Source organism: Butyricimonas sp. BSD2780061689_150309_C8 (assembly GCF_015560935.1).
Classification (GTDB): Bacteria; Bacteroidota; Bacteroidia; order Bacteroidales; family Marinifilaceae; genus Butyricimonas; species Butyricimonas paravirosa.
Window position 1 is genome coordinate 311,742 of sequence record NZ_JADMSV010000002.1, and the last position, 19,030, is coordinate 330,771.

Genomic DNA, 19,030 nt, shown 5'->3' on the forward strand with positions numbered 1-19,030 from the left:
TTAGATTAATACAATTTCACTAAATTACAGTATTCTAAAGCTAATACTGCATTTATATTAGATGGTGTATTTAAAAGATAATTTAAAGACCACTCATTCTTGCCTCTATAATAATTAACAACTACATAAAATAAGTTTTCATCTTTTTCTACATTCCTTTCCCGCAACATATTTTTTATATATCGTATTATCAAAAAAAATTGCAATGGAAATATCCTCTTTACTTGTGAGCAAAACGAAGAAGATGAAGATTGTATTTTTAGAAAATCAACAGAAAAATCCTTAAAATACTTTTCCATTAAAAAAGTATGATACAAATATGATCCTTTTTTTTTCTCCCATTCTATAGAGTTCCAAAATTCAGAAAATTCTGTATCCCAAAATAGAAGACGCCATTCTAACCCAAAAAATTCATATATACGCACACTATTTACAATAAAATGAGATTGACGAACTTTAATTCCCCAGTCATTAAACAGATTCCAATATTCTTCCATATCTCTGCATCTGATCTTTATTGATTGCTTTATTTTTCTCTGTATTTCTTTTTGGTAAGTCCATTTCAACACATTTAAATTACAATACTTTTCATATAGTAAACGATCTAGAGATAAATTATTATTAAAAACAAGATGACTCCCCCCCAACAGATCTGCTGAATGTCCCGGCAATACAACTGCATTATCAGATATTAATTTTCTTTTTACTAATTCTTTAATCGCAATAAAATCTTGTATACAAGGAACTGTATTTAAATTTCCCGCAAATTTTTGATATTCTGTATAAAATTCTGAACAACATAAATCAATCCACAAATCTTGAGTGTATTCTACAAAATACCACATAAAACCTAGATTCTCTGCAACTTGTTTAGATATTCTAACTTCATCACTTTCAGGAACACCATAAGTAAAACATACAATATCCGATACATTATATTTCTTACAAAGACAAGCAATTAAACGGGAATCATACCCTCCACTTAAAGGAATAACAATTTGCCTTTCTCCTATTGTCCGTAAAATTCGACAAAAAGCTTTTTCAAGTTTTATCGACGAAATATTAATTAATTCTTGGTCTGTCTTTCCTTGTATTTTCGGGAAAATATGGCGATAATAAACACATTTTTCATATATTTTATTATTTGACAATAAAACATACGAACCAGCTTCGACACTTTTTATGTTCTCATATAATGTCTTATCCCCATACAAATACCCCATTGCTAAGAACTCTGCTATAACAACATCCTTAAAATCAGTATTTTCATAATATTTTTCTAAAAAAGATGCATTATCTGATATACAACAATTTTTACCATCACACACATAAAGCAACGGATAACTTCTTATTTGATCAACAATCAAATAATATTCATTTCCATTTTGTATTATAGCAGCAAAAGAACCATTTAATTCTTCTAACGATTTTGATAAATCTCCATGTTTAATTCGTTCACTTAAATATAAACACAAAGCTTCTTCCTTGATTAATTGCTCTCCAATAAAAGCATAACCAATAGAATATACATTATTCCCTACATACCAAGATCGATTATGAGTATCTAGTAATATTTCCATAATTTGTATAGATTAATTCCCCATTTTCTCTTTAAATATCCTAAAAACATATATCGATAATGAATATATTTAATTTGCCTACGAAATCTATAAAATCTATAAATATCATACAGAAAATTAATTACGATATTTTGTTTAAATCGATGTGTATTAAAGTTTTCGTAACATTCTTCTTCCCAAAGACACTCATTTTGCTCATAAATTTTTGTACACTCTGAACCTTTCCTAACTCTATCCAAAACTTCCTTTAACTCATGTTCAGATAAAATAGAAATTCCTTCTTGAGAAAAACGATAATAATATTCATCAATCTGATAACATCCTTTCTTATCAAAATGTAAGACAGAGTAACAACTTATTGTTGCATCTATATTTGATTTCGAGTGATAATCAATAGAAATAAAACCATTACCATAACTCCAACAAATAGGGATCTCACCTAAACTATATCCCTGATAAATATGCTGATGTCCTGAGATTAATGCCGCTGGCAAAACTTTATCTCGAATTTGTTTTAATAATTTAACACGCCAAGGAAATGGAATTGAATATAATTCATCAAAACCATGAATGAAATAAATTAAATGAGAAGCATCACAACTCTCAACCATTTCTATAGAATTTAAAGACTTCCCATAGGATGTTAAAAATTCATCACTTTCATAAGGAGTAACTACACCCCTCAAACGAAAAGAGATTCCTTTTTTATTAATACTCAACTCTTCCAATCCTTTTACTCCAAAAGAAAGTATTTCTTCTTTAGTCAAAGCTTCAATAGAATCATAAATTCCATCTAATCCATAATCATCTATATGATTATTGGCCAAAAGAGCAACATCAACTCCGATCTTTTTTAATATTTTCAAAAAGTTCGGATCTGATTTTAAAAAAATTCCTTGTTTCTTTACTGGTGATAAATTTCTATTTGAAACTACCGTTTCTATATTCGCAATAACAATATCTGTATTTTGCATGACAGATATCAAAGGAGTAAAAAAATCTATCGAAGGAACATCTATATTATGGAAAGAAACATCTCCTACAATTCCAATAGAAACAGAATTATCTTCTTCTTTTTTTCTTATTTTATTTATAATAGGATTTATCATTCGCGAACAATGTCTAATGGACTTTTTCTAAGTGCATTCAATAGATTAGACCATTTTTGTTTAGATAAAATCATAACAAAAAAAATTCCTACAACATTCACTAAAACACCCGATATCCCAAAAAGAAGAATTGACAGGTATATATCACTATAAATTCCTCCTATAATAATTGCTACAATTCTAGTTATTATTATTAATATTGTTAAAAATAACGACAACCCTTGCCGCTCCAAAATGCTAAATATCAAACTTAACGGACTAAAACACAATTTTAAACAACACCAAGGAGCCAACATTTCCGCATATTTACCAGACATCGCCCAACGATCTCCCAAAAAAAAGGCAAACAACTCCTTTCCCCATAAAAAAATGATAAGAAATACAGGAACTCCTATCTGTAATAATAAAACAAACGAATCCGAAACCACTTGTCCTATCTCCCCATTATGCTTTGCCTCACTTAACCTTTGGAAAAGAACTTGTCCCAAAGCAGAAGCAATCAGAGCTAAAGGTAATTGCACCAACGTCAAAGATTGACTATATAAACCAACGTCAGAATCAGAAAAATAAATTGATAATAAAATAGGAACTATCAATAAAGAACCTGTATCTAACAAACCATTCCATGTATCAATCAAGGGGAATTTTTTATACCGAATCAACTCCTTCTTTATCGCATAGTAAGAAACACTACAATAATCAACATTACGATCTTTAAAACAAATTATACTACGCCATAAAAATTCCCCAAACAAAATAAACAGATTCACAAATATTAAAGATGCAACAGAAATAAATCCCATAACCCCTACTCCAACATTAACGATTTTAGTCCCTCCAGAATTAAATATATTCAATAAAGCATTCTTTCCAAATTGTTTATTTCTATTAAACCAATAAAGTAATATTCTATTCCAGCAAGTAAAAAGTACAGCCAAAGGAATAAATATCACATAGGATTCAATACTTCCATAATTCCCAATTCTTAAAAGAAAATCTTTTCCTAACAATACAATTATAAATAGAAATACAGACCAGAGTAGAGCTATAAACATAGAACCGTGCATAATATCTATGGCACGTTTTTTCTCTTGAGGTAACATTAATGCTAGTTCGTAACGCCCACTACCAAATACAGCCAAAATACCTACCAAAGAAGTAAATAAAGCATATTGTCCTACTATCTCTGGAGTAAAAAGACGAGCAAAAATAGGTATTGTTAATATACCTATTCCTTGTGCTAATGCTGCTGATCCTGCTATTTTAAATGTATTTTTGAAAAACTCTTTTCCTAATGCCATTACAAACTCCAATACTTCAATTCATTTATCTTCCCTCTGTACATTCCTTTCACATCTACTAACACCGCATTATCATAAGTCAACGACTTGAAATACGTCTCGTCCAAATCCTTGTAAGCATCATGCGAAACAGCCACGATCACAGCATCATAATTATTCCTCGGCTTCTCGATCAACCCGAAACCGTACATCTGTTTCACCTCTTCCGAATCTGCATGAGCGTCAACCACGTCAACATCAACTCCGAAATCTTTCAACTCGTTAATAATATCAACCACCTTCGAGTTACGAATATCAGCCACGTTTTCCTTGAAGGTCATACCCATAACCAAAACTCTAGCCCCAAGAATTCCCTTACCCATATTTATCAATTTCTTCACCAGTTTCTTGGCGATGTAACCTCCCATCGTGTCATTGATAAAACGCCCCGCACTGATAATCTGCGTGTGATATTTTAACTCGCTCGCCTTGTACACCAGGTAATAAGGGTCAACACCAATACAATGTCCTCCCACCAATCCCGGGTAGAACTTCAAGAAATTCCATTTCGTCCCGGCAGCCTCCAACACGTCATACGTGTTGATTCCGATTCGGCTGAAAATAATCGACAACTCGTTCATCAAGGCTATATTCACATCTCGCTGCGTGTTCTCGATAATCTTAGCAGCCTCGGCCACCTTGATATTCGGGGCTCGATGAACTCCCGGCTTAACCACGAGCTCGTAAACTTTGGCGATGACATCCAGGGCTTCACCATCACAACCGGAAACAATCTTGATCGTGTTAGGTAACGTGTGAACCTTCTCCCCGGGGTTGATACGTTCCGGTGAGTAACCAATTTTAAAATCAACACCCGCCTTCAAGCCGGAAATCTCCTCCAGGATCGGCAAGCAATCCTCCTCCGTGCAACCGGGGTAAACCGTTGACTCGTAAACCACGTAATCCCCTCTCTTCAAGGCGTGAGCGACCGAACGTGTCGCGCTTAACAACGGGGTCAAGTCCGGTTGATTATGTCGATCTATCGGGGTCGGTACTGCCACGATAAAGAATGAAGCCTCCCGTAACTCGTCAATAGAGGAGGTAAACTTTATATCAGCCTCTTCAAAAGCGGTATGATCCAGCTCTTTACAAGGATCTATCCCCTGTCGCATCTTCGCGAGACGCTCCTCGTTGATGTCAAAACCGATAACAGAAATTTTCTTGGCGAACTCTAACGCGATGGGCAAACCCACGTAGCCTAAACCGACAAGTGCCAGCTTGGCTTCTTTATTCACTAGTTTATTATACATGACAATTGGAAATGGAATGTTGATAATTGAAAACGAAAGAATGTTATTTCGTCCAGCCAAAAGGATGTTTCACGAGAGGCAATTTAGCCAGCGGGTGATAATCACCTTTCAAACCTATCGGTTCCGCGTTACGGATATGATGAACGATATTTATACAATTACGCACCTCGTCCAAACCAAAACCTTCACCGGAAAGAACGTGCTTGTAACTTTCCGTGTGCAACTCCGTGAAACCGTTACTGAACTCGAATTCCTCGCCCTCGATACGGATGGAACGATACGTGCGCTTTTCTCCCTCCACGGCATTCTCCGGCAGGTTATTGGCATTTATGCTCAAGAAATAACGAACACGAGCACGTTCTAGCTCCAAATACCCGGCTACACGGTCATGGCTCTTCACGTGAACGATGTTCTCCTTCACCCCACCGAAAGCCCAGGTCAACATGTCGTAAAAATGAACACCGATATTCGTTGCCACGCCTCCACTCTTGCGCTCGTCACCTTTCCAGCTCGTGTAATACCAGTTACCGCGAGAAGTGATATAAGTCAGATCCACGTCGTAAACTTTATCTTTCGGACCCTCGTCTATTCGTTTTTTCAAGGCCTTGATCGAGTCATGCAAGCGAAGTTGAAGGATGTTGTTCACCTTGTGCCCGGTTTCCCGTTCCACCTCGGCCAAAGCATCGATATTCCACGGGTTCAACACCAGCGGTTTCTCGCAGATCACGTCAGCACCCAAGCGTAACCCGTAACGGATATGAGCGTCATGCAAGTAGTTAGGTGTACAAATGGAAACCATGTCTACCCGGTTATCATCTCCCTTTATCCGAGAACAATAACGATCGAACAATTCCATCTCCGTGAAAAAGGACGCTTCGGGAAAGAAACTGTCCATGATTCCCACGCTATCAAACTTGTCGTAAGCCGCTACCAAACGATTACCCGTGTCTTTTATGGCACGTAAATGACGGGGAGCGATGTAACCGGCCACCCCGATCAAAGCAAAATTCTTCATGATATATTTAACGATTTCAATTATGATTCAAAACCTTTACCCTTCAATTCCCACATCCCCAATATCTCGAAACAAAAAGTTTCTCTACCCACTATTCCGGTATTTTCTATAGAACCAATGATATTACTCAAAATCTCCTTCTCTTCTTCATTCCATCTCTCTAAAAACATCGTATCTTCTGACAAATTTTTAAAGCATCTCTCCGTCCGCAACCACTGCCACACTTGTTTTTGTTCCAGATTATCGTAATCTTCAGCAATCTCCTCCGCCATCTCCAAACACCACTCCTCCCCCGTAAAATAGTACCAATTACAAAGTAATCGACACACGTTAGGAGTTTTATCCGGTATCACGATCTCCCCTTGCTCATCCACGGTCAATACCCGATAAGCCATATCCAACGCCTCATTCAAAAGATCCATATCCGAATATGTCTGATAAGCATCCATCAAATCAGCCACGTACCCTATCCTTTCGTCCTCCTCGATAGAGGTATCTTTCATTGCCTTAGACAATTCCTTGGCTATTTCACGTAACCGTTCATGAATTTCCTGCAGTGTTCCGTACTCCCGTTCCAAAGTGGGAGAAACCCGTACCATCGCATACACGGACAAATAACCATGTAGCAAATGAGATAATGACATTGCAGAACAATCCCTTACTCGTACATCCCGAATGGTCATGTACAAGTCATGAAAAAAATCATTCTTCATTCTTCTATTCTATCTTTTCCAGAAAACTACCAGGAATATACGCTGTAGCTAAAGACACGACCCCTTCCAGCCTTACGACCACTCTTTTATGACCTTTCACCCGGATCAATTCACCTTCGATTCCGGCAAAATCCCCTTTTATGACACGTACTTTATCGCCTTTTTTCAGATTCTCGTTCACCACCTCCACCATTTCTTTGGAGAAATCAAGCAAGAATATAAAATCATTCATCTGTTTATCGGGAACAATCAAGAAGTTACCCGTTTCCCGATCCCTCAAATAACGCATGTCAAAAGCATACTCTTGAATCAATGACATGCAAGATTTAAAGGTCGTATGAATAAATACCAGATTAGGAATAACCGGTACTTCAATTAATTTATCAACACCATGAATTTTTCGTGCAATTTGTTGGAACGGAATGAAATTCTCGATCCCCATGCTATCCAAACGCTGTTTTATCTTTTTCTCCTGACGACAAGTATTTGCAACATACCAATGTAGCTCGTTATCGGACAATTTAAGCATTACATAATTTTTATTCATTCATTCCAGGACAAAGCTGCGCCTCCTGATCATCCACGGAGTGATCTTTGCCCGAAGAATTAAATAAGACGCTCTTTTCCTAAACGTCCGCCTCTTAAACAGAGAGGACCATATTAGACAAATGAACGAGGCAAATGTAGTTCATAAAGAATTTCAATGCAAATTTTCAAATACATTTTTCCTCTAAACTTAATAAATGCCTGAGTTTCAATATCTCTTACATCTCTTCGTTATCTCTTCGATATACTATCGATGAACACATGCTCTATAGGAACGAATGGATTACGAAGAGATAACGACAACATATACACTATATGTATTTCCAAGACAAACGAAAGTATGGTTTTGTATTTTTAAAAGAAAATAGAAAGTCCGTAGACTAAAATTCATTACCTTTGCCCCCTGCAAATAAAATCAGGAATGAAGGTAAAGAAATTTTATATCGAAACTTACGGTTGCCAGATGAACGTGGCAGACAGTGAAGTGGTTGCAGCCATCTTGGAAGACAAAGGATACCAACGGACGCAAGAAAAAAGTGAAGCTGATGTGATTCTGGTGAACACCTGTTCCGTGCGTGAAAATGCGGAACAACGGGTTCGCGGACGGGTACAAGGATTTTCCGAGGTAAAGAAAAAGAACCCACACGTGCTGGTCGCCATCATGGGATGTATGGCAGAACGTTTGGGTGAGGCTCTTTTTGAACAGGAGAAGAACGTGAACATCGTGGTTGGTCCCGATGCGTACATGGATCTCCCGCTCTTGATTGAGAAAGCCGAGAAAGGCGAGAAAGCCATCAACATTGAACTCTCTACCACGGAAACCTACAAGGACATCTGCCCTTCCCGAATTGACGAAACAGCCATATCAGGATTCGTTTCCATCATGAGGGGATGTAATAATTTCTGTACCTATTGCATCGTTCCGTACACACGAGGACGCGAGCGTAGCCGAAGTCCCAGAAGTATTGTCAATGAAGTTCTAGACCTTCAATCCAAAGGTTACAAAGAAGTGACACTACTCGGTCAGAATGTAAATTCCTACCTTTGGCGGGGAGATAATCAGGAAGTGAATTTCCCGGCATTACTTGCCATGGTTGCCCAAACGGTACCCAACATGCGTATCCGTTTCGCCACGTCACACCCAAAAGATATGAATGATGACATTCTACGTGCGATAGCCACCCATTCCAATATTTGCAAACACATCCATCTACCCTTCCAATCCGGGAGTAATTCCGTACTGAAAGACATGAACCGAAAATATACCCGTGAATGGTATCTTGACCGGATTCATGCCATCCGGGAGATCGTCCCCGATTGTGGAATTTCCACGGACGTGTTCGTCGGGTTCCACAATGAAAGCGAGGATGATTATCAGCAGACTCTTGCCTTGATGAAAGAGGTGATGTTCGACTCCGCTTTCATGTTCAAATACTCGGAACGTCCGGGTACCATGGCTTCCCGCAACTTGCCGGATAACGTGGACGAGGAAGTAAAAGGACGTCGTTTGCAGGAACTCATTGATATGCAGGTGGAGATTTCTCACCAAAGCAACTTGAAAGACGTGGGCAAAGTATTCGAGGTACTCGTGGAAGGGGTTTCCAAGAAGAAATCGGATGAACTTTTCGGTCGCAGCAGCCAGAATAAGGTGATCGTCTTCCCAGATAACGGGGCTAAAGTCGGAGAACTCGTTCAGGTTCGTGTCACGGAATGTACCCCTGCAACCCTTATCGGCGAAGCAATAAATCAATAACCCTAATCGAAAATACTCAATTTTCAATTAACATGTCTCGTAAACTCCTCAATGAAGAACTGAACCGACTCACCACGGAAGAGTATAAAGACGCTGAAAAACTCCCGATCGTGGTCGTACTGGACAACGTGCGCAGCTTGAATAACATTGGTTCCGTGTTTCGCACGTCCGATGCCTTCCGGCTTTCCAAGATATATCTTTGCGGTATCACAGCAACACCACCCCACCGGGAAATACACAAAACAGCCCTCGGAGCAGAAGAAAGCGTGGACTGGGAGTATTTCGAAGAAACTACCGATGCGGTTCAGGCATTGAAAAATGAGGGATACACCATTTTATCCGTGGAACAAGTGGAGAACAGTATTTCCCTAGAACAATTTACCATCAAAAGCGGACGAAAATATGCTTTCATTTTCGGAAACGAGGTAAAAGGCGTACAGCAGGAAGTGGTTGATCTTTCGGATGACTGTATCGAGATCCCCCAATTCGGGACCAAACATTCATTCAACATATCCGTCACCGCCGGAATCGTGCTATGGCAGGTCATCCATCCGCTATTTTATAAACAACTGAAATAAGTCATAAAGTTTATAAGGTTCATAAGGTTTATAAAGTCTTGTTTTATACAGACAGACTACCCCCTCCAACTCCCCCTTACACAGGGGGAGGGCTAAAAGGTAGCATATGCGACCGTTGGTAAAGCGCCCCGCAGAGGTCCATGAACCTTACGAACTTTATAAACCTTACGAACCTTCAAACTATACCAATTTTATAAACTCATTTTCATCGCCTCCACGATTTTCACGGCTTCCACGGCTTCCCGCACATCATGAACCCGGAGAATATGTGCCCCTTTCAACAGGGAGATCGTGTTCAGTACGGTTGTTCCATTTAATGCCTCTTGGGGTGTAATCTCCAGTAAACGCCAAATCATTGATTTCCGGGAGATTCCCACCAATAAAGGATAACCCAAATCCAGGAAGGACTCCATTTTACCCATTAACTCGTAATTATGGGCTACGGTCTTTCCAAAACCGAATCCTTGATCCAATATTATATTATTAAATCCCAAAGCATTTAAACGAGTAATCCGTTCCGTGAAAAACTCCCGAACCTCACGCACGACGTCATCGTAATGAGGATTAACCTGCATATCCTGAGGTGTTCCCTGAATGTGCATCATGATATAAGGAAGTCCTAATTCCGCCACCGTCTCGAACATCTTGTCATCCATCGTTCCCCCGGAAATATCATTAATGATTATCGATCCGAGACAATGACTGATCTCTTTCGCCACGTCGGCCCGGAACGTGTCAATCGATACCGGAAAATGCGGGTGGTACTTACGAATCAATTCCACGGCAAAACTCAACCGGGACAACTCCTCCTGAGCATCCACGAACGCAGCCCCCGAACGGGTTGAATATGCCCCGACATCAATAATCCCGGCTCCCTGTTCCACGATCTCATCCACCCGTTCCATGATCTTCAACTCGCTCGTGTACTTTCCCCCATCATAAAAAGAATCCGGTGTCACGTTCAATATACCCATCACCACGGGTTTCTCCAAGCTAACCTTTTCCGCTCCGATCGTTATATGTGTCATAATTTTCAACTTTCGATTTCCAATATTCAATTATTTGAGTACTTTTACAGGACAAATTAACAATTTATTTTTCAGATTTCATTATCAAAAATAAATAGAGTATGCCAAATACAGCACAAGAATATGATAAAGTGATAGATATATGTCAGGATATCTTCGTGAAGAAAATGCAGGACTACGGGACAGCCTGGAGAATACTCCGCCCGACCTCCATTACCGACCAGATATATATCAAAGCAAACCGTATACGCAGTATTGAAGAAAAGGGGATTACGAAAGTCGGGGAAGGCATTGTTCCCGAATTTATCGGGATCATTAACTATTCCATTATGGGACTGATCCAACTCCAACTCGGACCGGGCAACGACACCCCCCAAGATGAAGTCCTTCGCCTGTATCAAAATTATTTTCATAAAGCGAAGGAACTGATGCTTGCCAAGAATCACGATTACGATGAAGCCTGGCGGGAGATGCGGGTCAGCTCGTACACCGACCTGATTCTGATGAAGATTAACCGTACGAAACAGATAGAAGATCACCAAGGTACCACGATCATATCGGAAGGTATTGATGCAAATTACTTCGACATGGTAAATTACGCCGTTTTCGGGTTGATTCGCCTTGTCGTGGAGCAAGAGTAAGGTCTAACTGGAAAATAAACAAACATGAGACTCGTCAAAAACCTGTGCAGGATTATTGTCGGGATAGTATTCATCTATTCCGGATTCGTGAAAGGAATTGACCCGTTAGGATCTGATTACAAATTCACTGACTATTTCAATGCTTTCGGCATGGGCTGGATGAACACGACCACGTTGTTTTTCTCTTTCGCCCTCTCGCTGGCTGAATTTCTGATCGGAATTGCCCTATTGTTTAATTTATGGGTATCCCGTATGGCATGGGGCTCTCTGTTATTCATGGCTTTTTTCACCCCACTGACCCTTGTACTGGCACTAACGAATCCAGTGAGTGACTGCGGTTGTTTCGGGGATGCCATGATCTTGACGAACTGGCAAACCTTTTGGAAGAATATCATTTTGCTCTTGTTGGCCATCATGATCTTCGTGTACCGCAAGGAATACAAATCATCGCTTCCTTTGATGGGACAATTTTCGTTTCTCACCCTGGCAGGAGCCGGAATGCTATGTCTTTCCATCTATTGCTATCGTCACTTACCCGTACTGGATTTCCGTCCTTACGCTGTCGGCAAGAACATCACGGAAGACATGAGACTTCCCGAAGGAGCCGAACCGGATCAATACGAAGTCACACTAAAGTATAAGAACAAGCAAACCGGAGAGATCCGGTCTTTCACGGAAGACAACTACCCGTGGCAAGACACGCTGAACTGGGAATACGAGAGTAGCTCGGAGCGACTGGTAAAGAAAGGGTACATCACACCGATTCATGACCTTGTAATCGAACACCCCACGCTTGGTAACATCACAGAAGAAATTCTGGAAGACGATAATCACACGATCCTCGCCGTAGCATACTACCTTAACCAGAGTGATACACAATATCAACCCGCCATCAACCGACTGGCGGAGTACGCCCAGGAAAAAGGGATTCGTTTCTACGGATTAACCTCATCCTCGGAACGGGATATTGAAGCATATAAAAAGCGGAATCACGTTCCCTATGAATTTTGTACGGCTGACGAGATTCAGTTAAAAACCATGATTCGCTCTAACCCCGGCGTGATCATTCTCCGGGAAGGCACAATTCTCGACAAATGGGCCGGAAAAGATGTTCCCGAGGTGAAAGAATTACAGGATACCAACTTGACAGCTTATTGCGTGTATTCAAGGGAACAAATGCAACGAATTTATTTGGTTTACTCCATTATCCTTCTTTTCTTTGTAGCATATTTACTGATTCCACGTAGAAAAGGGAAAAGAAACAATTAAGCACAAACAATTCAAAACATAAAGATATGAGAAAAAAGATTGTAGCAGGTAACTGGAAAATGAACAAAACCTTCGCTGAAGGAGTTGAATTGGCTAGAGAAGTGAATGATTACGTGAGATATAAAGAAGGCGGAGAAGGCGTTCTTGTTGTTCTCGGTACTCCCTTTATCCACTTGGCAAAAGTGGCTCATAACATCACAGAATCTTCCATCATGGTTGCTGCCCAAAATTGCGCAACGGAAAAAGCCGGAGCCTACACGGGTGAGATCTCAGCTGAAATGATAGCTTCCACGGGTGCTAAATGCGTGATCTTAGGACACTCTGAAAGAAGAAGCTACTATGGCGAAACAAGTCCTATTCTCGTGAAGAAGGTTGCACAAGCCCTAGACAGCAAGTTGGAAATCATTTTCTGCGTGGGTGAAGTACTGGAAGAAAGAGAATCCGAGAAACATTTCGAAGTTGTGAAACAACAGTTGACCGACGGACTCTTCAATCTTACCCCGGAACAATTCGCTCATGTGGTAATCGCTTACGAACCGGTTTGGGCTATCGGTACCGGTAAAACCGCTACTCCCGATCAGGCACAAGAAATGCACGCCTTCATCCGTTCTGTTGTAGCAGAGAAATACGGACAAGCCGTAGCTGACGAAACCTCAATTCTTTACGGAGGAAGCTGTAACGCTGGAAATGCCGACGCTATTTTCTCCAATCCGGACGTGGATGGTGGACTTATCGGTGGTGCATCCCTGAAAGCAGCAGATTTCTTCGAAATCATCAAAGCGAGAGCAAGACATTAAATAAAGGGCGAAAAGCCTTTTTAGTTCATAAAGTTTATAAGGTTCATAAAGTCCAAAGTGACGGGTGTCCTTCGGACCGTGTTTAATGGCAGCACAAGCTGCCGTTGGTAAAGCTCTCCTCAGGAGTCCACGGACCTTATAAACTTTATGGACTTTATAAACTTTATGAACCTTATGAACTTTACAAACTCTTATTTCTCTTCCTCAAATCCCTTATAAAAGGTGGAACCAGACACACGATTAGCTGTGCCCGAGGCCAGCGCAAACAATGCTGGAAACAGATCATTGCCAATCCAATAAATAACGTAGCTCCCACGAGCACCTGCAAAGGCAACCACAACAAACCTTCTTCGGGAATGATCATCGGAATCAAAGCAACAGCTCCCGCCGGGGCAAAGAACTTTCCTAGAAATTCAAACAAAGAAAACATACAAATAAAAATCGGGAGTACGACCATAACTTCCGGTAAATGCAAGTATTTATGTCCCACAATCTGAAAGAACACGCCAATAACAGCCGCCGTGAACAAGACCAATAAAACTTGTACGGGACGATTGCGGAACCCGGCCTTCGAATTGGCAAACTCCACGTAAGTCACGATCAACGGAGGAAGAATGAAGTACAAATTTCTCGTATAGATGGCCAATGCGGCAACCGCTATCACGGTCACCAATAAAAACGACCAACGTACCAAGCTATCCTTCCAATGGACAATCACGGGCGTATAAGTCACCCTCTCCCGCAATCCAACTTTCTCCATCCCCCATTGTCCACCAACAACAATAACCGACATAACAAGTACAGCTACCGGATAAACCCAACTTTCCGTGCCCAATAACACAGGTAACATACAGGCAGAAATCTGCGGTACCAAAGTTGCACGAAATAACGTGAGGCAAATTGCGGCAAAAATAAAGGCAAACGCCAGATTCACAAGCAAGGGGAAAGGAGAATAACGTACAATACACACACCCGCCACAGCTCCTAAAATCATGAGAGCGACCATACTTGCCCGACTCACCTGCCACACCCGTTTATCCACGATCCACATACCGATTGTCAAGGCTGCCATTTCCGGAAAGATAATTTCCCTTTCCATCAACAGTTCTGCAGCACCAATCATTAGCAAGATCATTAACAAGGCGTAAAAATAGCGTTTACGTCGAACTATATCCCCGAACATTTGCTTTCCACTTGCACTTTTCAGCATTCTAAAATCTCCCTTTATTCATTATTTTACGACAAAAGTACACAAAATAATCCGTAATTATCATATGTTAATTTTTCTCCGTTTTATTCGACCTACCTTTGCCGAGCTAAAAAAATTATATATACATGCAACGAGACAGTATAGATTTTGGTTCAATGAAAGTCGGACAGTTGTTCTGTAAACAACTATTCCCGACCTTGCTGGGTATGGTTTTCTCGGCTTTATTCGTGATCACCGACGGGGTTTTCGTCGGTCGTGGAATTGGCAGCGACGCTTTAGCCGCGGTAAATATTGCCGCCCCATTATTCGTGTTCGCTGCCGGAATGGGATTAATGTTTGGTATGGGCGGGGCAATCGTGGCATCAATCAACCTGGCCCGGGGAAAAGAACGTGTGGCTAACATCAATGCCACGCAAGCAACGCTTGTTTCTTTTATCGGCATGACGTTAGTATCTATCCTTGTCATGGCTTTCCCGACATCTGTGGCTCGAATCCTCGGAGCACCCGAAGATATTATCGAGTTGGCACGGGAATACCTGATTGCTTATGCCGCTTTTGCCATGTTCCAGACGGCACTCTGTGTACTTACTTTCTTCACCCGCATTGACGGGCCTAAAATAGCCATGTGGTGCATGACGATCTCCACGGTAATCAACATCGTACTCGACTATCTGTTTATATTCGTGTATAAATGGGGATTGACGGGAGCTGCCGTGGCCACGGGTATCGGTGAAATCGTGGGTTGCCTTCTTATGGTTGTCTATTTATTACGCTATTCTCCTCGTGTCCGTCTCGGCAAATTAAAGTTCAGCCGGAAGAGTATACAACTCACGGCACGTAATAGCGGATATATCATTCGTCTGGGATTCTCGGCATTCTTGGGAGAGGCAGCTATCGGTGTGATGATGCTGACCGGGAACTATGTGTTCGTGAGTTACCTCGGTACGGACGGAGTGGCGGCATTCAGTATCATGTGTTACTTCTTCCCGATCATATTTATGGTTTTCAATGCCATCATCCAGTCGGCCCAACCTATTATCAGTTTCAATCACGGATGTGCGGCACACGATCGTGCACAGCAAGCACTCCGATTGGCATTGATAGCAACGATTGCAACAGGCTTGTTTTTCCTGGTTCTCACGATTTTACTACGGGAACAAATTGTGTCCTTATTCATCGCAGACCATACAAACAACGCTTGGAAATATGCCGTGTACGGGATTCCCTTTTTCTCGATATGCTATGTTTTCTTTGGAATTAACATCACCTCTATTGGATATTACATGAGTATCGAAAAATCACGGTTGGCAACGATATTTACTGTGTTAAGAGGAATCATATTACCTGTGGTTTGCTTCTTCCTCCTGCCATTATGGTTAGAGGTTAAAGGTATCTGGCTAGCGGTAGCCGTAGCAGAATTCATCACGTTTGCCGTGATCTGTATAAATGCGATGTGTAAAAGAGTTTGAAGGAAGTGTCCCCAAAGTCATTTTATTTCAAAAAACTCCTCCGTCACTTCGTGCCACCTCCTCTATAAACAGAGGAGGAGCTGGTGACTCTTACCGAAGACAGGAGGTATTTCAACTCTCCCTCTGTTTATAGAGGGAAATCGGCGAGTAAGCGAGAACAGACAGAGAGTTTACTCGTTGTCTGTCGAGCGAGAGCCGATTCGAGACGGCTTGCAAGCTCAATACCCCGAAGGGGGGAGGGAGTTTGAAAGGGGCTTTTTCAAGCCCCTTTCTCCATTATTTCGTTACCCGAACCCGTTTTGCAGTCTCTCCTGTTTCATCCACAGCGTGAGCCACGTTACGAGCCAGTTCTATAAATGCCTGTCCGGTGACACTATCTTCATCCAACGCTACCGGGCTACCATTCTCGCCACCTTCCATAATACTCTGCACGATTGGAATTTGTCCCAACAGACGCAATCCCCTCTCGTCAGCCAATTTCTTGGCACCCTCTTTACCGAAGATATAATATTTATTATTCGGCAATTCCGCAGGAGTAAACCAAGACATATTCTCAACCAATCCCAACACGGGAACTTGTATTCCCGGAGATTCAAACATATTGATCCCCTTCACGGCGTCAGCCAAAGCCACCTGTTGTGGGGTACTAACCACGATTGCACCACTCAAAGCGACAGTTTGTACCAAAGTCAAGTGAATATCACTTGTTCCCGGAGGAAGGTCGATCAGCATAAAGTCCAGTTCGTCCCAGAAACCGCCTTCAACCATCTGTTTTAAAGCATTGGAAGCCATTGGTCCTCTCCATACGGTGGCAGAATCGGGGTCCACGAAGAAACCGATCGACAACAACTTCACCCCATACTTCACAACCGGCTCGATCAACTCCTTACCACCCACTTCTACCATGTAAGGACTGGCATCCTCACACCCGAACATTTTCGGCATGGAAGGTCCATAAATATCAGCATCCACCAACCCGACTTTATACCCCAATTTAGCCAAAGCTACCGCCAAGTTTGAAGCTACCGTTGATTTACCAACTCCTCCTTTACCCGAAGATACAGCAACAATATGTTTCACCTTCTCCAAGGCCAAAGGTTTCTCCAAGTCATGTACGAACACGGTTTCAATCTCCACGGTTGTATATCCTAATTTCTCTTTCAACAGAGATTCACATTTCTTTCTCACCGCTCCCACGAACGGGTCATTGGACTTTTGGAATACCAAGCGGAAATCCACCTTACCGTCCTCAGCCTTTATATTCTGCACCATATCCAGCGCAACGATACTCTTCGAAGTGCCGGGATATTTCACTTCCGACAAAACGTCACGTATCTCTTTTACTATCTCTTGCATAATATCTGTTTTTTATAAATCTTCCAGACAAAATTACTGTTTATAAATTAATTTCCCAACAAACATTCGTTTTGTTAAGGTCAACAGGCTTAAAGGTTACAAATTATTGTCATTATTCCATTGTCAATTGCATATACAAATCATAAGCCTTACGACTAAAACAAGCAACAATCACCCGCTCGAAATCCGGATGTGTCTCCAAGAAGGCCTTGATCTCACGCAAAGCAATCGGGGTTGCCTCCCCCAACGGATAACCATACACACCCGTACTGATCAGAGGAAAAGCGATGGTTTTCAAACCGTTCTCCACGGCCAAGACAAGACTATTCCGGTAACATGCCGCCAGCAACTCCGGTTCCCCCTGTCGCCCGTTAGAATAAACCGGTCCTACCGTGTGAATCACGTGACGAGCTTTCAGATTATACCCTTTTGTAATTTTCGCTTCCCCGGTCCGGCATCCGTTCAACATCCGGCATTCCGCCAACAACTCTTTGCCGGCAGCTCGGTGAATAGCTCCATCAACTCCTCCACCTCCCAGCAAGGAAGTATTCGCCGCATTCACGATTGCATCCACGTCCAACGTGGTAATATCCGCCTCAACGATTTCCAATCTATCCATATATTCTATAATTTATCAGGAATCAGATCCTGCAAACGCTTCAAGTCAAATCCCTTAAAATGTTCATCTAGTTCCTCGATCTCGTTCAATTGTAAATAAACTTTTAATGCCAGACGATGTAATGCCACCTGCAACACGTGTTCATGATCAAAAGCCAGAGAAGGCATATCCGACAAGGTAAACCATCGAGCATCTGCCGCATCGTCATATCCGGCCACGTTTATTCCCACAGGATTCACCAAAGCATAATAAGCCACCGTAATTGTCCGTCCCCGGGGATCCCGATCTACATCGGAGAAAGCCTGTAATTGCTCTACAAACACATCTCTCAAGCCCGTTTCTTCCTCCAATTCTCGCACGGCACATTCATCCGTCGTCTCGTCCATATTCAAGAACCCACCCGGAAATGCCCAACAACCTTTATAGGGTTCTCCACCCCGTTCCACCAATAACACCTTCAATGTCTCCCCATCAAACCCGAAGATCACGCAATCCGTGGTCACCGCCGGACGAGGGTATTGATAACAATATTGTCCTTCCATTGTCTTCACTTATTTAAGAAATAACTACCAAATATAACGAATAAACCTCAAGCTGGATTCCTCTTTTCCCAACATTTACAAATAAATCAATAAAAAACGCCCGAGAACGTAACATTTGGCCACATTTCAGCATAAAACGTATATTAAAACTTGCATCATGAAAAGAGTCGAAATGTTATTATTTATGTTGGGAATCGTGTTCATTCTCACGTTCT

The 19,030-nt window shown here is 41.5% G+C and carries 18 protein-coding genes; 6 read left to right on the plus strand and 12 right to left on the minus strand.

What is annotated here, in order from left to right; translation table 11 throughout:
* Positions 1–5: 5 nt before the first annotated feature.
* From I2I33_RS03885 to I2I33_RS03915, 7 genes are read right to left on the minus strand one after another with little or no spacing between them, the layout of a single operon-like run.
* The gene (locus I2I33_RS03885) at positions 6–1,580 is read right to left on the minus strand and encodes an asparagine synthetase B family protein (RefSeq protein WP_087419901.1); all 1,575 of its coding nucleotides are present in this window, start codon (positions 1,578–1,580) and stop codon (positions 6–8) included.
* A complete protein-coding gene (locus I2I33_RS03890) occupies positions 1,565–2,689 on the minus strand; it encodes a CapA family protein (RefSeq protein WP_087419900.1) in 1,125 nt (374 codons plus the stop codon). The genes I2I33_RS03885 and I2I33_RS03890 overlap by 16 nt, the downstream gene beginning before the upstream one ends.
* Positions 2,686–3,990, minus strand: coding sequence for a lipopolysaccharide biosynthesis protein (locus I2I33_RS03895; RefSeq protein ID WP_087419899.1), 1,305 nt, complete (start codon positions 3,988–3,990; stop codon positions 2,686–2,688). Before I2I33_RS03895 ends, I2I33_RS03890 begins: the two co-directional genes overlap by 4 nt.
* Positions 3,990–5,279, minus strand: a complete 1,290-nt coding sequence (locus I2I33_RS03900) for a nucleotide sugar dehydrogenase (protein WP_087419898.1) — start codon at positions 5,277–5,279, stop codon at positions 3,990–3,992. The genes I2I33_RS03895 and I2I33_RS03900 overlap by 1 nt, the downstream gene beginning before the upstream one ends.
* Positions 5,280–5,322: 43 nt before the next feature.
* On the minus strand, positions 5,323–6,294 hold the full coding sequence (locus tag I2I33_RS03905; protein WP_087419897.1) for a Gfo/Idh/MocA family protein: 972 nt from the start codon (positions 6,292–6,294) through the stop codon (positions 5,323–5,325).
* 20 nt (positions 6,295–6,314) lie between these two features.
* Positions 6,315–7,007, minus strand: coding sequence for a hypothetical protein (locus tag I2I33_RS03910; RefSeq protein ID WP_087419896.1), 693 nt, complete (start codon positions 7,005–7,007; stop codon positions 6,315–6,317).
* 4 nt (positions 7,008–7,011) lie between these two features.
* Positions 7,012–7,536 carry a UpxY family transcription antiterminator gene (locus tag I2I33_RS03915; protein ID WP_087419895.1) on the minus strand — a complete coding sequence of 175 codons (525 nt, stop codon included), beginning with the start codon at positions 7,534–7,536 and terminating at the stop codon, positions 7,012–7,014.
* A 438-nt stretch (positions 7,537–7,974) separates the two neighbouring features.
* Here I2I33_RS03915 and miaB point away from each other — a divergent pair, with 438 nt between their 5' ends.
* Both miaB and I2I33_RS03925 read left to right on the plus strand, forming a co-directional pair.
* On the plus strand, positions 7,975–9,306 hold the full coding sequence (miaB, locus tag I2I33_RS03920; RefSeq protein WP_087419894.1) for a tRNA (N6-isopentenyl adenosine(37)-C2)-methylthiotransferase MiaB: 1,332 nt from the start codon (positions 7,975–7,977) through the stop codon (positions 9,304–9,306).
* Positions 9,307–9,338: 32 nt separating this feature from the next.
* Positions 9,339–9,884, plus strand: coding sequence for an RNA methyltransferase (locus tag I2I33_RS03925; protein ID WP_087419893.1), 546 nt, complete (start codon positions 9,339–9,341; stop codon positions 9,882–9,884).
* Positions 9,885–10,075: 191 nt separating this feature from the next.
* On the opposite strand, the gene folP is transcribed toward I2I33_RS03925, so the two are convergent.
* Positions 10,076–10,912 (minus strand): dihydropteroate synthase, encoded by an 837-nt coding sequence (folP, locus tag I2I33_RS03930; RefSeq protein WP_087419892.1) that lies wholly within the window; start codon positions 10,910–10,912, stop codon positions 10,076–10,078.
* 101 nt (positions 10,913–11,013) lie between these two features.
* Here folP and I2I33_RS03935 point away from each other — a divergent pair, with 101 nt between their 5' ends.
* From I2I33_RS03935 to tpiA, 3 genes are read left to right on the plus strand one after another with little or no spacing between them, the layout of a single operon-like run.
* On the plus strand, positions 11,014–11,553 hold the full coding sequence (locus tag I2I33_RS03935) for a DUF1599 domain-containing protein (protein ID WP_027201166.1): 540 nt from the start codon (positions 11,014–11,016) through the stop codon (positions 11,551–11,553).
* Positions 11,554–11,577: 24 nt separating this feature from the next.
* Positions 11,578–12,822 (plus strand): BT_3928 family protein, encoded by a 1,245-nt coding sequence (locus I2I33_RS03940; RefSeq protein WP_087419891.1) that lies wholly within the window; start codon positions 11,578–11,580, stop codon positions 12,820–12,822.
* A gap of 26 nt (positions 12,823–12,848) precedes the next feature.
* A complete protein-coding gene (tpiA, locus tag I2I33_RS03945; RefSeq protein ID WP_087419890.1) occupies positions 12,849–13,619 on the plus strand; it encodes a triose-phosphate isomerase in 771 nt (256 codons plus the stop codon).
* Positions 13,620–13,800: 181 nt separating this feature from the next.
* Here the strand turns inward: tpiA and I2I33_RS03950 are convergent, their stop codons facing one another.
* A complete protein-coding gene (locus tag I2I33_RS03950; RefSeq protein ID WP_229128180.1) occupies positions 13,801–14,829 on the minus strand; it encodes an HPP family protein in 1,029 nt (342 codons plus the stop codon).
* Positions 14,830–14,954: 125 nt separating this feature from the next.
* Here I2I33_RS03950 and I2I33_RS03955 point away from each other — a divergent pair, with 125 nt between their 5' ends.
* Entirely contained in the window at positions 14,955–16,298 is a 1,344-nt protein-coding gene (locus I2I33_RS03955; RefSeq protein WP_087419889.1) for an MATE family efflux transporter, read from the plus strand.
* 276 nt (positions 16,299–16,574) lie between these two features.
* Here the strand turns inward: I2I33_RS03955 and I2I33_RS03960 are convergent, their stop codons facing one another.
* The 3 genes from I2I33_RS03960 to I2I33_RS03970 form a co-directional block, all read right to left on the minus strand.
* Positions 16,575–17,654 carry an Mrp/NBP35 family ATP-binding protein gene (locus I2I33_RS03960; protein ID WP_087419888.1) on the minus strand — a complete coding sequence of 360 codons (1,080 nt, stop codon included), beginning with the start codon at positions 17,652–17,654 and terminating at the stop codon, positions 16,575–16,577.
* Positions 17,655–17,766: 112 nt separating this feature from the next.
* A complete protein-coding gene (locus tag I2I33_RS03965) occupies positions 17,767–18,273 on the minus strand; it encodes an O-acetyl-ADP-ribose deacetylase (protein WP_087419887.1) in 507 nt (168 codons plus the stop codon).
* 5 nt (positions 18,274–18,278) lie between these two features.
* Positions 18,279–18,815: an NUDIX domain-containing protein gene (locus tag I2I33_RS03970; RefSeq protein WP_087419886.1), complete on the minus strand. Its 537-nt coding sequence runs from the start codon at positions 18,813–18,815 to the stop codon at positions 18,279–18,281.
* Positions 18,816–19,030: the final 215 nt, after the last annotated feature.

Bases quoted from the DNA above. Each gene is read 5' to 3' on its own strand.
- I2I33_RS03970 (WP_087419886.1), bottom strand. From the start codon at position 18,815: ATGGAAGGACAATATTGTTATCAATACCCTCGTCCGGCGGTGACCACG.
- I2I33_RS03940 (WP_087419891.1), top strand. From the start codon at position 11,578: ATGAGACTCGTCAAAAACCTGTGCAGGATTATTGTCGGGATAGTATTC.
- I2I33_RS03910 (WP_087419896.1), bottom strand. From the start codon at position 7,007: ATGAAGAATGATTTTTTTCATGACTTGTACATGACCATTCGGGATGTA.
- I2I33_RS03935 (WP_027201166.1), top strand. From the start codon at position 11,014: ATGCCAAATACAGCACAAGAATATGATAAAGTGATAGATATATGTCAG.
- I2I33_RS03905 (WP_087419897.1), bottom strand. From the start codon at position 6,294: ATGAAGAATTTTGCTTTGATCGGGGTGGCCGGTTACATCGCTCCCCGT.
- I2I33_RS03950 (WP_229128180.1), bottom strand. From the start codon at position 14,829: ATGCTGAAAAGTGCAAGTGGAAAGCAAATGTTCGGGGATATAGTTCGA.
- miaB (WP_087419894.1), top strand. From the start codon at position 7,975: ATGAAGGTAAAGAAATTTTATATCGAAACTTACGGTTGCCAGATGAAC.
- tpiA (WP_087419890.1), top strand. From the start codon at position 12,849: ATGAGAAAAAAGATTGTAGCAGGTAACTGGAAAATGAACAAAACCTTC.
- I2I33_RS03890 (WP_087419900.1), bottom strand. From the start codon at position 2,689: ATGATAAATCCTATTATAAATAAAATAAGAAAAAAAGAAGAAGATAAT.
- I2I33_RS03955 (WP_087419889.1), top strand. From the start codon at position 14,955: ATGCAACGAGACAGTATAGATTTTGGTTCAATGAAAGTCGGACAGTTG.
- I2I33_RS03925 (WP_087419893.1), top strand. From the start codon at position 9,339: ATGTCTCGTAAACTCCTCAATGAAGAACTGAACCGACTCACCACGGAA.
- I2I33_RS03960 (WP_087419888.1), bottom strand. From the start codon at position 17,654: ATGCAAGAGATAGTAAAAGAGATACGTGACGTTTTGTCGGAAGTGAAA.
- I2I33_RS03900 (WP_087419898.1), bottom strand. From the start codon at position 5,279: ATGTATAATAAACTAGTGAATAAAGAAGCCAAGCTGGCACTTGTCGGT.
- I2I33_RS03895 (WP_087419899.1), bottom strand. From the start codon at position 3,990: ATGGCATTAGGAAAAGAGTTTTTCAAAAATACATTTAAAATAGCAGGA.
- I2I33_RS03965 (WP_087419887.1), bottom strand. From the start codon at position 18,273: ATGGATAGATTGGAAATCGTTGAGGCGGATATTACCACGTTGGACGTG.
- folP (WP_087419892.1), bottom strand. From the start codon at position 10,912: ATGACACATATAACGATCGGAGCGGAAAAGGTTAGCTTGGAGAAACCC.
- I2I33_RS03885 (WP_087419901.1), bottom strand. From the start codon at position 1,580: ATGGAAATATTACTAGATACTCATAATCGATCTTGGTATGTAGGGAAT.
- I2I33_RS03915 (WP_087419895.1), bottom strand. From the start codon at position 7,536: ATGCTTAAATTGTCCGATAACGAGCTACATTGGTATGTTGCAAATACT.